Raw genomic sequence first — 13,896 nt, 5'->3', positions numbered from 1 at the left:
CGTGTCCAAAAACCGTCATATCGCACGCCACCGTGCAACCCCGCCCAGCACCATGCAGGTCGTTTCCAAGGCAGTGAGCTCACACGCCGGCACCGTTGGCCGCCCAGCAGCCGTTGTTGTAGCAGCTTCCGGAATCATGTTCGGAGCGGCCCTGCCAGCAAGCGCGGGCACCACCACTTACACCCCAGCACCGTCAGTTGAGGCCAACGTCCAGGCTGCAGCCGCTCCTGTGGCCCCGGCAGCTCCGGTTGCTCCGGCTCCCGTGGCGCCGGCTCCGGCCGTCAATGCTCCTACCCACACTGTGCAGTCCGGGGACACTCTCGGCTCGATCGCAGCGAACTATGGCGTCAGCCTGGACGCCGTGTTCGCTGCTAACGGCCTCGGCTGGGATTCGATCATTTACCCGGGTCAGGTCATCAGCCTCTCCGGTAGCGCTGCTGCCGCTCCGGCTCCTGCCGCAGCTCCGGCGCCCGCTCCGGTACAGCAGATTCAGGTAGCAGCTCCGGCAGCCGCGCCTGCAGTGCAGGTACAGGCAGCTGCTGTTGCTCCGGCACCGGTCGAGACCAGCACCATGGGCATCAGCCTTGCCTCCAGCAACATCCAGGTTGCAGACAACTCGGGCAGCGCCAGCGGCGCAGGCATCCTCGCGTCGGCTAGGGCCCAGCTCGCAGCCGGTGCTATCCAGGATTGCACCGTGCTCCTCGAAAAGGCCCTTGGTACGGGCGATCTCGGACCGGCACAGTTCGCTGCGTACGGTACCCCGGTTAGCACACCTGCACCGGGCGACATTGTCATCACGGGCGGACACGTAGCCGTCTACGCCGGCAACGGCCAGGTCATCAGCAGCGGAATGAATGGTGCAAACCTCACCATGCAGCACCCGCTGAGCGATCTGCCGGGCGCCTACTTCGTGCGCGTCTAATCTTCGCGTTAGTCTCTCGTCGCTGGGGAGGACCTGTAAAGGTCCTTCCCAGCGGGATTTAATGAACCAACGCGACAGGTGGCAGGCTGAGGGTCCGATCGCAAACCGTCAGTTATCTGAACATCAGTGCCTGATGCGCGACGCTGAATCGCCATAGTGCGCGGCGAGGCGTGCAAAACCCTCGTCCAGGCTCACCTCCGGAGTCCAGCCAAGCAGGGACCTGGTGTGCCGCTGGTCGAACCAATGGGCCGTTGACAACTGCTCCGCGAGGAAGCGGGTCATGGGAGGCTCGCTGTCGGCCTTGGAAGCGCGCCAGATACTTTCGACGACGCTGCCGGCCGCTCTGCCTGCCCAGCCTGGGATCGATCTCCGGGGTTCCCGGACGCCGCCGGCGGAGCAAATGCGGGTGAGGAGCTCACCGATCGGGCGCGGTTCACCGTTCGTGATGACCAGCGGGGATCCGGAGATGTACTCCATCCGGTCAAGGGCGGCAGCGATGGCCGACGCCGCATTGTCCACGTAGGTTGTGTCAACGAGCGCGGTTCCACCGGCAAGCAGTGGCAGCCTGCCCGCGCGGGCCCGGCTGAGTACCCGCTCTACCAGCTGGGTGTCACCGGGTCCCCAGACAATATGGGGGCGCAGAACCGCGACCGGCATCTGGCCGTCGTTCGCCTCGAGAGCAAGGATCTCCGCCTGCGCCTTGGTGCGCGCATAGGATCCGCGGGCGAGCTCCGGCTGAGCCGGCCCGGCAACCGCGCCAACCAGCGACGCTCCGGTGTGGGCCACTGACGGCGAGGAAACGTGCACGAAGTGCTGAACGCCCGCGGACCGGGCCGCAGCCAGGAGCCCAGCTGTGCCGAGCACATTGGTGCGGTAGAAAGCATCCGGATTGCCGGTGACAGACACCTTTGCCGCGAGGTGAATGACGGCGTCGACCCCCGCGACAGCGTTCGCAAGGGCGGAACCGTCAGCGAGGTCACCTGCTAGGTCCTCCGCGCCCGGCACACCGGAGGGACGCCGCTGGAAGGTCCTGACATCGCGGCCGTTGCGCAGGAGCAGGGACGCCACCGCGCCGCCCAGCATCCCGCTGGCACCGGTGACGAGGACCTTCACGGCTTCTTCCTCCCACGCCCCTGGAGCGCGTCGCCGGCCCACGCAGCTACTGCTGTACGGTCGATTTTTGCGTTATGCCGGATATCGGTCGGAAGGGCGGACAGCGTGAGGACTGCAGCGAGACGGACTCCGCCCGGCCGGACAACGTCCCGGACCATATCCGACAAAGGGCCAGGCGCCAGGCCCGCCTGATCGGCAGCTTCCACAGGAACGACGACGGCGACAACGGCCTGTGTGCCCGTTGGACCGACACCGACCACGGCCGCCTGGCGAACCTCCTTCAACTGTTCGATCGACTGCTCGGGGCCCACGGGTGTCAGAACGCCGTCTGCGGACGTGATGACGTGTGCAAGCCGGCCCTCCACCCAGAGCCGTCCGTCCGCGTCGAGATGCCCGACGTCGCCGGTGCGGTGCCAGCCCGCGGTGCGTGATGATGCCCGCTCCGTGATCCATAACCGGTAATAGCGGTCTTTGACGTGCGGAGCACGCACGAGGATCTCGCCCGTAACGCCTGGCAAATCCGAGGGCACACCGGTGGCAGTGCCCGTGGGGTCAAGCGCGCTGATGCTGACCTCCGCACCCGGTACCGCTCGTCCAACACAGACGCCGTTCCCGGCTCCTGCTACCGAACTGTCCAGGGCCTCGCGAATGTCCTCGAGCTGTATGTCAGTGACGGGCAGCGCTTCCGTCATGCCGTAGGGCGTGTGCAGTGCGGCACCGGGTACCAATGGCTGCAATTGCTCCAGGAGGTTCACGGGGATAGGGGCTCCCGCAGAAAGCAGCACCCTGACGCGTTGCAAGGCATCCTTGCGGCCGGGGACAATGCCCGAGGCTGTGGCCAGGACGTTGCGCAGGGCAGCGGGGGAAGCGAAAACCGTGGTGGCGTCGATGGCCGCGGCGGCATCGGCCAGCGCCCGTGCAGTCAGCGTTCGCGGAGCGGTGACGTCCATATCGGGTGTAACCGAAGCCGCTCCCAGTGCGGGGCCAAGCAGGGCGAAGGGCGCAAAACCAGCAACGAGAGCGCTGCCCGGCGCAAGGTTGAGAGTTGCAGAGAGAGTGTCCCGCATCGCCGACAGCTGGCGGTGTGTGTACACAACACCTTTCGCCGGTCCTGTCGATCCGGAGGTGAACAGGATCGCCGCGTCGGAATCGGGGGCGGGATCATCGCCCGCATAGCTCGGGTGCCCAGCGAGGAGGTCTTCGAGGCGGTGACGCGCACCGAGGAGCCGAGCCCGTGGCGCTGCTCCGACGCTGACGCGGGTGCCCGGCCACCCGAACAGCCTGCCGGCGACGAGCGCGCGTTCAATGCCGATGAGGAAGTCCGGCACAGTGCCGCGAACGGCGCGGCTGAGCCCCTTGACCCCCAGCCCGGCGTCCGCGACCACGATCACAGCGCCCAATCTCAGGCAGGCATAAATCAACGTGGTCAGCTCAATGCCCGGGGGAACCATCAGGCTGACCCTGCTTCCCGCCTTGACTCCGATCCGGCTGAGGCCGGCGGCGAGGCGGCTGACCCTGTCCTCCAGTTCCTTCCACGACAGCGAGTCGGCCACCGCACCGTAGCTTCCCATATCTGCCACCGCCAGCATGTCAGCAGCAGGACCGCTGCTCCGCTCGTGGATCTGCTGCCAGAGCGGGGTGAACGCTGCGGAGGGACGGGCGGGACGGCCGTCGTCGTCGTTCTCGGTGCGGTGGTCAAGCCAATCAAAGATTGGCGAGGCGATGTCACGGTCTTCAGCGACCAAATGGCTTGCGCCCTCGAAGCGGTGTATATCAGCCTGCGGAAGGCGTTCCGCCAGGTCATCGAGATAGGTGTCCGAAAAAATCGGATCTGCCGGGCCCCACAGCAGAAACACGGGCACGTCGAGTGTACGGATGGAGTCGGCAATCCGGCTCAACTCCGCGTGGCTTGGGTGCCCGGGACCAACGGGAATGTCAGCGACGAACTGTTCGATGCCTCGGCGTCGGGCGGCTGTCCGGTAAGGCAGGCGGTAAGCCGCCCGTACATCCCGGGTGAGACGCGGGCGGGCCAGCGCAAGCGTTGTATCGAGGAAAGCGGTTGTTGTCGACGTTCCCACCCGGTGCACGGCGCCGCTGAGAGCGAGGCGCAGCGGCGCGGGAATGGGGGAGCCCGGGTTCTGGTGGATTGCCGTATTGGTCAGGACGACGGCGGTGAGGTTCGCGCGATTGCGGTCGGCGAAGCCAAGGCTGACGACGCCGCCCCAGTCGTGTCCAACTGTCACTAGAGGTCCGCTGAGCCCGACCGCGGAGACGAAATCCTCGAGGTCGCGTACGCGGTCGGCGAGACGCCGGGCGCGTCCGGTCCGTTCGGAATAGCCCATCTCGAGCTGGTCAACGGCGATGACCCGCCAACCGTGCTCGGCACCCGCGGCCAGCAAGCTGCGCCAGAGGTAGGACCAGGTGGGATTGCCGTGGACACAGAGCAGCGTGCCGCGGAGATCACCGGTTACGGAGGCCAGGTTGTCCAGGTAGTGCCACCGGTTGATGGTTCCAGCCGGATCAACGTCGGCTGTGGACGGCACGTCGAGGTAGGCCGACCACGACGGGTCGACGCCGGGAAGTTCTACCACTCAATCTCCAGCATCGCGGTGTTGAGGCCGGAGCCCACACCCATGCACAGCACGCGGTCGCCGGTAGTAAGCCGCTGGGCTTCCGCGGCGAGCGTCATGGGCAGTGACGCCGGCCCGACGTTGCCCCAGAGAGGGAAGGTCTGGGGGACCCGGGCTGGATCGAGATCGACGGCTTCGATGATTGCCTTGGTATGGGTGGTACTCACCTGGTGGGTGACATAGCGGTCCATGTCCGACCAGTTCCAGTCCTGTTGGGCTTCGGTCCAGGCGTCAACCACCAGCTCCAGGCCGCCGTCGAGCAGCCCCTGTGCGTCCGTATACATGCCGTCGATACCTCCGACGCACAATTCGTGATGCTCAGTACCGGCACGCGCCACTCCGCCGAGGACGCGGTGGGAGCCCGGGTGGAGATCCGCCGGGCCCAGAATGGCGGCGGCTGCGCCGGAACCTAAGGTCAGCGTTGCAAACTCCTGCATGAAACTCTCACGCGTGGCCGTTGGCTCATTCAGCCGCCGAAGGGTGGCTTCCTGGGTGGCCTGGGCGTCTTCACCATTGACCACCATGGCGTACTGGATCTGGCCGGCTTCGATCATGTTTGCCGCCAGGGTCATCCCATTGACGAAACCCAGACACGCGTTGGCGACATCAAAATTCATGGCGGAGGACGGCAGCCCCAGACCGTTGTGGATCTTCACCGCAACGGATGGTTCGAGATTGGTGCGGGAGACCGAGGTGTTGATCAGCAGCCCGATCTGGGAAGCCGCGATACCTGTTGATGCGAGGGCCTTGGCGCCCGCTTCGATGGCGCCGTCTTCGAATCCCGTTCCGGGTGCCCACCAGCGCCGCTCGGTGATTCCCGCCACGCGCTGCAAAAGCCCTTTGGACAGCCGGAGCCGTTTCAGGGCCGGGGAGAGGATGCGATCGAATTCCGCAGACGTGACGATGACCGGTGCCTCAACACTTTCCACGCCGAGGAGCGCGGTGTTGTGATGTCGGAAGTTGAAATTACCGGTCAAATTTCCTGCCTCGTGTCCGTCTATTCCCTGTGCGGGTGGTCCGCTGGTCCGCTGTTCGCTGCACCGGAACCGATAGCGCTTTGCCGGCAGTGGATGCCAATCTGAAAATGATAAGCATACTTCGGTTACTAACGTTCCTGAGGAAAGCCTAGTTCCTCCGGCAGATAACGGCACGTTGACACCGGAGATACCCGGGTGGAGCTGCGTGGGTAAATGCCGTGAAACCGGCTGTGAACGCAGTAGATTATGGGTAACAATCCCTTTTTGGAGACCCGAGACCCGTGCACCTGAAAAGTCTGACCGTTCGAGGCTTCAAGTCTTTTGCCTCTGCGACGACCTTCGACTTTGAACCTGGAGTCACCGCCGTCGTCGGTCCCAACGGATCCGGCAAATCGAACGTTGTGGACGCCCTCGCCTGGGTGATGGGCGAGCAGGGCGCGAAGACGCTGCGCGGCGGAAAAATGGAAGACGTCATCTTCGCGGGCACCTCCGGCAGGCCGCCGCTGGGCCGCGCCCAGGTGTCGTTGACCATTGACAATGCCGACGGAGCGCTGCCGATCGAGTATTCAGAGGTGACAATATCCCGCACCCTTTTCCGGGCGGGCGGCTCCGAGTACGCAATCAACGGAAATAATTGCCGGCTCCTCGACATCCAGGAGCTGCTCTCCGATTCCGGGCTCGGGAGGGAGATGCACGTCATCGTCGGGCAGGGCCAGCTGGATCGTGTGTTGCACGCAACACCTGAAGACCGGCGGGGGTTCATCGAGGAAGCCGCCGGAATACTGAAGCACCGCCGGCGCAAGGAAAAGACGGTCCGCAAGCTCGAGGCCATGCAGGCCAACCTCACCCGGCTCACCGACCTCACCGGCGAGCTGCGACGGCAGCTGACCCCGCTCGGCAAGCAGGCGGATGTCGCCCGCCGTGCCCAACAGGTGCAGTTCGAGGCCCGCGATGCGCGTGCGCGGCTGCTCGCCGACGACCTGGTGCAGCTCACCTCGTCTTTCGAGCAGGAGATTGCTGACGAGACTGCACTGAAGCAACGGCGTGCCGAGGTCGAGTCCCTCCTTGAGGCCGGGCGGTCCCGGCAGGCGGAACTTGAAGGCCTTGCCGCGGAGGCTACCCCGCGGCTGAATGCAGCACGTGACACCTGGTACCGACTTTCATCCGCCCGCGAACGCTTCAGGTCCCTCGGCGCCCTCGCCGAGGAGCGCCGTCGTCTGCTGGGGTCTGTGGACACCGCAGGGGAGGGTGGGCGTGACCCCGCTGAGTTGGACCGGCAGGCCGCGGTTGTCCGTGCCGAAGAGACTGAGCTGCACGAACGCGTTGCCGAGCTTTCCGACATGCTTGAGGACGCGCTCGAGCAGCGCGCCGAGGCGGAAGACGCGGCCGCCGCCGAGGAGCAGCGCCTCGCGTCGCTGCTGCGCGCAGCTTCGGACCGGCGGGAAGGGCTCGCTAAGCTGTCCGGTCAGGTGGGCGCAGCGCGGTCCCGGGTCGAAGCGGCGGAGGCAGAACTGGGCAGGCTCCGCGAGTCCGTCGTCGAGGTGGCCGAACGTCGTCGTCGTGCGCAGAGCGAGTTCACTGCGCTCGAATCGCAGGTTGCCGGTGCGGAGGAAGGCGAAGAGGGCCTGGACGCCGATTATGAGGAAGCCGGCGCCGCCCTTGACGCTGTGCTGGAGAGGCTGGAAGACCTCAAGGCGCAGGAGCGGTCGGCCGAGCGGGAACGCGGCGCGCTCCAGGCACGAGTCGAAGCCCTGCGTCTCGGCCTGGAGCGCAAAGACGGGTCAAGGACCCTGTTGGCGGCCGGGATGGACGGGGTGCTCGGGCCGGTTGCGGGGCTGCTGACGGTGGAGCCGGGCTACGAGGCCGCCATAGCGGCCGCGCTGGGCTCGTTGTCCGAGGGAGTCGCAGTTGAATCGCTCGGTGCCGCCGGTGCTGCCCTTCAACGTATGAAGGACGACGACGCCGGCCGGGTCGAGCTTCTCGTCGCGGTCCCGGCCGGTCAGGAGACAGGCGTTGAAGCGCTGCCCGACGGCGCCCGCGCCGCCGCTTCGCTCGTCACCAGCCGCGGCGGCGTGGAAGCGGCCGTGCGCGCCCTGCTGTCTGCCGTCGTCGTCGTTGAGTCGCTTGCGGACGCCGCGGATCTGGTGCAGCGGCATCCTTCGCTGACCGCAGTGACACGTGAGGGTGACGTCTATACGGCGGTCTCAGTGCGGGGAGGCACTGCCGCGGCGCCCGGCACCCTGGAAATTCAGGCAGCTGTCGATGAGGCAACCGAAGCCCTTCGTATCGCTACCGAACGGAACGAGCGCGCCCGCTTCGGGATTTCTGCAGCCACCGCACAGCGGAAGGAGGCTCAGGAACGGGCAGACGCGGCGCTGGAGAGGCTGCATGAGTCGGATGCACGGCTCGCTGCCGTCGCAGAGAAGCTGGGCCAGCTGGGATCAGTCCTGCGCTCCGCCTCAGGGGAAACCGAGCGGCTGACACGCCTGGCGGAAGCGGCCGAGGAAAACCTTGCCGCGGAGCAGGGCCGCCTTGAGGAAATCGCGCAACGGCTCGCGCACGCACAGGACGCTCCGGCGGACGCTGAGCCCGACACCCAGAGCCGGGACATGCTCGCTCTGGCCGCGACACACGCGCGTCAGGCGGAAATGGAGGCACGTCTTGCGCTGCGGAGCGCTGAGGAGCAGCTGCGGGCAACCGCAAGTCGGGCAGTGTCCCTGGAGCGTGCGGCGCAGACGGAGCGGGCAGCACGGGAACAGGCAGCGGAGCGGGCCAGGATCCGCCGGCTCCAGAGCGCCAAGGCAGCCGCCGTAGGAAAGGCCGCGCACCAGGCCGTGGCCTTCCTCGACGTCTCAGTCAACCGTGCCGGCCGCGCCCGGAACGCTGCTGACGAGGTACGGTCCGCGTGGGAGGCCGAGCTCGCCGGAGTCCGCGCTCGCAACGAGTCGCTGATGGAAGAGCTGGCGGAGTTGACCGATTCCGTGCACCGGGATGAATTGGCCCGCGCCCAGCAGCGGCTGAGGATCGAGGCACTTCAGAACCGGGCTATCGATGAGCTGGGGCTCACTGCGGATCACCTGGTCGCCGAATTCGGACCGGACCAACCCGTTCCGGCCCCCGCGCAGCCGGCGGACAAGTGGGCGGAGCTGCACGTGGCCGTGGACGACGACGGCAATGCCATCCGTGAGGGCGTGCCGTATGTCCGCGGAGAGCAGGAGAAGCGCCTCAAGCGGGCCGAGCGGGATCTTTCGGCGCTCGGCAAGGTGAATCCGCTGGCGCTGGAGGAGTTTGCGGCGCTCGAGGAGCGTCACCAGTTCCTCAGCACCCAGCTGGAGGACCTCAAAGCCACCCGTAAGGACTTGCTGGACATCATCCGCGAGGTCGACGAGCGCGTGGAACAGGTGTTCACCGCCGCCTACCGGGACACTGCGGAGCAGTTCGAGCGCGTGTTCGGTCGTTTGTTCCCAGGCGGCGAGGGCCGGTTGGTCCTGACCGATCCGGAGGACATGCTGACCACTGGCATCGAGGTCGAGGCGAGGCCGGCGGGCAAGAAGATCAAGAGGCTCTCACTGCTGTCCGGCGGCGAAAGGTCACTCACCGCCGTCGCACTCCTGGTGGCGATCTTCAAGGCCCGCCCCTCCCCGTTCTATGTGATGGACGAGGTGGAGGCGGCACTCGATGACACCAACCTTGGCCGGCTCATCACCATCTTCGAGGAACTGCGGGAGTCAAGCCAGCTCATCGTCATCACCCACCAGAAACGCACCATGGAGGTGGCGGACGCGCTCTACGGCGTGACGATGCGCGGCGATGGCGTGTCTACGGTGATCAGCCAGCGGCTGGTGGACGCCTGACGGACAGGTCCGTATCGACCAGCGTCTCGCGTGCCGCCGTCCACATCAGGAAAGCGGCCAGGGCCGTCACGCCGGTGAGCCCGAAGGCCCAGCCGTAGGAGAAGGCATCGACGAGCAGCCCGGCCAGGATCGGCCCGAAGATGGCTCCGGTATCGGTGCTCATCTGGAAGGCGGCCAGCACCTTGCCGCCGCTCCTGTCGTTGCCGATGACGTCGGCGACAGCCGCCTGCTGTGCCGGGTTGAGGATGCCTGCGCCGATGCCCGCGACCACTGAGACGGCGAGGAATGTCGTCACATCCGTGGTGAGGCCAAGGCATGCCATCGCGGCGCCGTTGACGGCCAATCCGGTGAGTACGAGCGGTTTCCGGCCGAGTGAATCGGCCAGCCTGCCGGAGACTGTCAGAGCGAGTGCAGTCCCGCCGGCGAAGAAGGCGAGGGCGATTCCGGCCACCTCCGGGCCTGCTCCGAGCACTGCCGCTGCGAACAGCGGCACGAGCGCCATGCGCACGCCGAAGGACGCCCAACCGTTTGCGAAGCCGGACACGAGCGCGGCCCGGTACGCCGAATCCCGGACGGCTTTTCGCACGGTGAGGGCCGGCTGGGCGGCAGCTGCCGTGCGGGTGCCCAGCGTGGAGTCCTTGAGCTGGAAGAAGACGACGGCGGCCGCAATCAGCAGCGCGCCCGCATACACAAGAAACGGAACCCTCAGGCCGAACCCGGCCAGCAATCCGCCCAGGAACGGGCCGGCAATGCTTCCGAGGAGAAACGCCGAGGCATAGGCGCCCGTCACCCGTCCCCGCATCCCAGCCGGCGCAATACGGACAATGAGACCCATCGCCGAGATTGTGAACATGGTCGAGCCGATGCCGCCAAGGCCGCGGAAGACCAGCAACTGCCCGTAGTCAGCTGCGAACGCGCATGCCGCCGTCGACAGCGCGACAATCAGCAGGCCGGCCACATACACCGGACGCTCACCGAGGCGTTCGACCAACTTGCCGCCGGCGGGCGCAAAGACAAGCCGGGTGAACGCGAAGGCGCTGACGATCACGGCAGCCGCTGTCGCCTCCACGCCGAAGCTCTGGGCGAACTGCGGGAGCACCGGCGCAACGAGCCCGAAGCCGATCGCGATGACGAAGGCCGCGGCGATGAGTACCTTGATCTCGCGCGGCAGGCGCGGGCGTTCTTCAGCGGCGGAGCCGGGTTTCGTGCGCCGGGGAAAGTTTCTGAAAGCAACCACGATTCATGATTCTCCCAGTTTCTGCGCGCCCCAACTGCCGGGCGGCCGTGTGAGAAGCTTGGAAGCGTGAACGAGATCCTCCCGATAGTTATTTACATAGTCGTCGCCCTGGCTGTTCTGGGTTCGCTTGCAGCCCTGTTGGTGCGTTCCCGCCGCACCCCGCCGGGTACCTACTCCACCACGCGGGACCCGGATGACGACGGCGGTACCGCCGCACGCGGCGTCGGAACCGACACTCTGGAGAGGCCCTCCGGCCTCGATACCGGGCCGGACGTCGTCGTGCCTGATGACCTCAGGGATCTTGAGGACACCCCCACCGGCGTCGAGACCGTACCGGTCGAGACTCCAGATCCTGTGCAGGGCCGCCTGGCCAGACTGCGCGCCAGACTGGCGAAGTCCAACAATGCGCTCGGTAAGGGACTTCTGGCGCTGTTGTCCCGCGACCGCATCGATGAGGACGTCTGGGACGAGATCGAGGAAACGCTGCTCCTGGCGGACCTCGGAACTGAACCGACCACCGAACTTGTCGATGCTCTTCGCGAACGCGTGAAAATCGCGGGCAGCCGCAGTCCGGAGGAGGTCAAGGGGATGCTCCGGGAGGAGCTGATCAAGCTCGTTGACCCCACGATGGACCGGTCGCTTGCCACCGACCGCCACGCTGACCGCCCTGCCATTGTGATGGTTGTCGGAGTGAACGGCGTGGGAAAGACCACCACGGTCGGCAAGCTCGCCCGTGTGCTCGTGGCAGAGGACAAGGACGTGCTGCTCGGTGCAGCAGACACCTTTCGCGCAGCCGCTGCGGAGCAGCTGGCCACCTGGGGACAGCGGGTCGGGGTGCCCACGGTGAAATCAGATGTCGACGGCGCAGATCCTGCCTCCGTGGCCTTTGAGGCGGTCAAGGCTGGAATCGAAGGTGAGGTCGACGTCGTCATGATCGATACCGCCGGCCGCCTGCAGAACAAGGTTGGCTTGATGGACGAACTCGGCAAAGTCAAGCGCGTCATTGAGAAGCAGGGCACCGTCGATGAGGTGCTGCTCGTTCTTGACGCCACTACCGGTCAGAACGGTCTGAACCAGGCCAAGGTGTTCTCAGAGGTTGTCAACATCACGGGAATCGTCCTGACCAAACTGGACGGTACCGCCAAGGGCGGCATCGTCGTCGCAATCCAGCGCTCGCTGGGGGTACCGGTCAAGCTGATCGGTCTGGGTGAGGGCGCTGATGACCTCGCGCCGTTCGAAGCCGAGGAATTTGTCGACGCGCTCCTGAACTGACCCAAGGACGGCGGTTCAAGGTTCCGCTCCACCCGCGAAACACGGCGGAAACACCGGGGACACGCACTCTTTACGTCAGTGCGTCCGGCGTAACCTCCCGGCAACACAGTTCCCAACGTGCTGAAACACGTCGTTGCAAGACTTCTCTGCAGCGGGAAGTGCCCGCCACTCGCGAGAGGACGTAACGATGGATCTGACAGCAGGTCACGTCTGGGTCATGGTTTCCGCCGCCCTGGTATTGCTGATGACCCCCGGACTGGCATTTTTCTACGGCGGCATGACCCGTGCCAAAGCAGCACTGAACATGATGATGATGAGCTTCATCGCCGTCGGACTGGTGGGTATCGTCTGGGTGCTGTGGGGCTACTCGATGACGGTGGGCGACGGCGTTGCCCAGCTCTTCGGGAATCCGTTCTCCTCCTTCGGGCTTGAGGGCCTCATCGGAACAGAGGACATGATCGGCGCAGGCTACGGCGTTACGTTTGCGATCATCACGGTGGCCCTGATCAGCGGCGCAATCGCGGACCGCGCCAAGTTCGGCGCCTGGTCGCTCTTCGTGCCCATCTGGGTCACAGCGGTCTACTGCCCGCTGGCCTTCATGGTCTGGGGCGGCGGACTGCTCAGTGCGGAGGGTGCTATCGGAAGCACCGTCGGTGAGGCCATTGACTTCGCGGGCGGCACCGTCGTCCACATCAGCGCCGGCGTCGCGGCACTGGTACTGGCCATCATCCTCGGCAAGCGGCAGGGATTCGGCAAGGACCCGGCACACCGGCCGCACAACGTCCCGCTGGTCATGCTTGGCGCCGCCCTGCTGTGGTTCGGCTGGTTCGGTTTCAACGGCGGTGCCGCAAGTACTGCCGAAGAAGCAGGGCTGATCTGGGTCAACACCATGGCCGCGCCCGCAGCAGCAATGGTCGGCTGGCTCGTCCTCGAGCGTTTCCGCGACGGCCGGCCCACATCCCTCGGAGCAGCCTCGGGCATCGTCGCCGGCCTCGTTGCCATCACGCCGGCCTGTGCAAGTGTCAGTCCCATCGGAGCGGTCGGGCTGGGTCTGGTATCGGGTGCCGTGTGTGCGCTGGCAGTCGGTTTGAAGTACAAGCTCGGCTTTGATGACTCACTCGATGTGGTCGCAGTGCACCTGGTGGCGGGCACCCTGGGAACCATCGCGATCGGCTTCATTGCCCTGCCTGTCGACGGCGAAGGCGGCGGGTTGTTTTATGGCGGCGGCAGCGGTCAGCTTGTCGCGCAGATCGTCTCTGTCCTGGTAGCCGTAACGCTGTCTGCGGTGATGACGGCCGTGATCGGGCTGGCGATCCACAAGACCATCGGATTCCGGGTTACTGCAGACAACGAAGTCTCCGGCGTCGACCTTTCCGAACACGCAGAAACTGCCTACGAATTCGGAGGGCTCGGCGTTGGAGGACAGTTCCACCCATTCCACGCAACTGCCAAGGTCTCCGTTGCCGATCCCGGCCAGCAGAAGGTGACGTCATGAAACTGGTTACTGCCATTGTTCGTCCGGACAAACTGGACAGCGTGAGGGGAGCCCTGGAGAACTACGGCGTTCAGGGCCTTACCGTCAGCCAGGCGAGCGGTTACGGCCGCCAGCGCGGGCACACGGAGGTTTACAGGGGAGCGGAGTACACCGTCGACCTCCTCCAGAAAGCCCGCGTAGAGGTGCTCGTGTCGGACGCCTCGGTCACCGACATCGTGGACGTGCTGGTCTCAACAGCAAACACGGGCCGGGCTGGCGACGGGAAGGTGTGGGTCCTCCCGGTGGAAGATGCCGTCCGCGTCCGTACGGGCGAACGCGGGGAAGCGGCGCTCTAGCGTTCCAAGGATGTTTTGTGCAGCTGTGGCGGGATGGGATCGGCCTATCCCGCCATAGCTG

General features: G+C 65.9%; 9 protein-coding genes. 5 read left to right on the top strand and 4 right to left on the bottom strand.

From position 1 onward, the window contains the following. The first annotated feature begins 1 nt into the window (after position 1). Positions 2–922 (top strand): C40 family peptidase, encoded by a 921-nt coding sequence (locus AC1MBU_RS11320; protein ID WP_056548289.1) that lies wholly within the window; start codon positions 2–4, stop codon positions 920–922. Between the two features lie 123 nt (positions 923–1,045). Here AC1MBU_RS11320 and AC1MBU_RS11315 read toward each other — a convergent pair whose 3' ends face one another. From AC1MBU_RS11315 to AC1MBU_RS11305, 3 genes are read right to left on the bottom strand one after another with little or no spacing between them, the layout of a single operon-like run. Continuing rightward, positions 1,046–2,035, bottom strand: coding sequence for an NAD-dependent epimerase/dehydratase family protein (locus AC1MBU_RS11315; protein ID WP_346028192.1), 990 nt, complete (start codon positions 2,033–2,035; stop codon positions 1,046–1,048). Next, complete coding sequence (locus tag AC1MBU_RS11310) at positions 2,032–4,626, bottom strand: alpha/beta fold hydrolase (RefSeq protein WP_479787216.1); 2,595 nt, start codon at positions 4,624–4,626, stop codon at positions 2,032–2,034. Before AC1MBU_RS11310 ends, AC1MBU_RS11315 begins: the two co-directional genes overlap by 4 nt. Continuing rightward, a complete protein-coding gene (locus tag AC1MBU_RS11305) occupies positions 4,620–5,642 on the bottom strand; it encodes a 3-oxoacyl-ACP synthase III (RefSeq protein WP_277359099.1) in 1,023 nt (340 codons plus the stop codon). Before AC1MBU_RS11305 ends, AC1MBU_RS11310 begins: the two co-directional genes overlap by 7 nt. A 281-nt stretch (positions 5,643–5,923) precedes the next feature. On the opposite strand from AC1MBU_RS11305, the gene smc reads away from it, so the two are divergent. Then, positions 5,924–9,496, top strand: a complete 3,573-nt coding sequence (gene smc, locus AC1MBU_RS11300; RefSeq protein WP_479787215.1) for a chromosome segregation protein SMC — start codon at positions 5,924–5,926, stop codon at positions 9,494–9,496. On the opposite strand, the gene AC1MBU_RS11295 is transcribed toward smc, so the two are convergent. Beyond that, positions 9,471–10,733 carry an MFS transporter gene (locus tag AC1MBU_RS11295; RefSeq protein WP_404800683.1) on the bottom strand — a complete coding sequence of 421 codons (1,263 nt, stop codon included), beginning with the start codon at positions 10,731–10,733 and terminating at the stop codon, positions 9,471–9,473. The genes smc and AC1MBU_RS11295 overlap by 26 nt on opposite strands. 66 nt (positions 10,734–10,799) lie before the next feature. Here AC1MBU_RS11295 and ftsY point away from each other — a divergent pair, with 66 nt between their 5' ends. The 3 genes from ftsY to AC1MBU_RS11280 all read left to right on the top strand — a co-directional run bounded on the left by ftsY (position 10,800) and on the right by AC1MBU_RS11280 (position 13,835). Beyond that, positions 10,800–12,005 carry a signal recognition particle-docking protein FtsY gene (gene ftsY, locus AC1MBU_RS11290; RefSeq protein WP_277357237.1) on the top strand — a complete coding sequence of 402 codons (1,206 nt, stop codon included), beginning with the start codon at positions 10,800–10,802 and terminating at the stop codon, positions 12,003–12,005. Between the two features lie 187 nt (positions 12,006–12,192). After that, on the top strand, positions 12,193–13,500 hold the full coding sequence (locus AC1MBU_RS11285; RefSeq protein ID WP_479787214.1) for an ammonium transporter: 1,308 nt from the start codon (positions 12,193–12,195) through the stop codon (positions 13,498–13,500). Further along, a complete protein-coding gene (locus AC1MBU_RS11280) occupies positions 13,497–13,835 on the top strand; it encodes a P-II family nitrogen regulator (protein WP_277357238.1) in 339 nt (112 codons plus the stop codon). Before AC1MBU_RS11285 ends, AC1MBU_RS11280 begins: the two co-directional genes overlap by 4 nt. Positions 13,836–13,896 lie beyond the last annotated feature (61 nt).

The sequence above is a fragment of the Arthrobacter sp. PTI12 genome (assembly GCF_056679915.1).
This window is presented reverse-complemented; position numbering and strand designations above follow the sequence as displayed.

Excerpts from the sequence above, each read along its gene's own strand:
- AC1MBU_RS11285 (WP_479787214.1), top strand. The coding sequence starts at position 12,193 with ATGGATCTGACAGCAGGTCACGTCTGGGTCATGGTTTCCGCCGCCCTG.
- AC1MBU_RS11280 (WP_277357238.1), top strand. The coding sequence starts at position 13,497 with ATGAAACTGGTTACTGCCATTGTTCGTCCGGACAAACTGGACAGCGTG.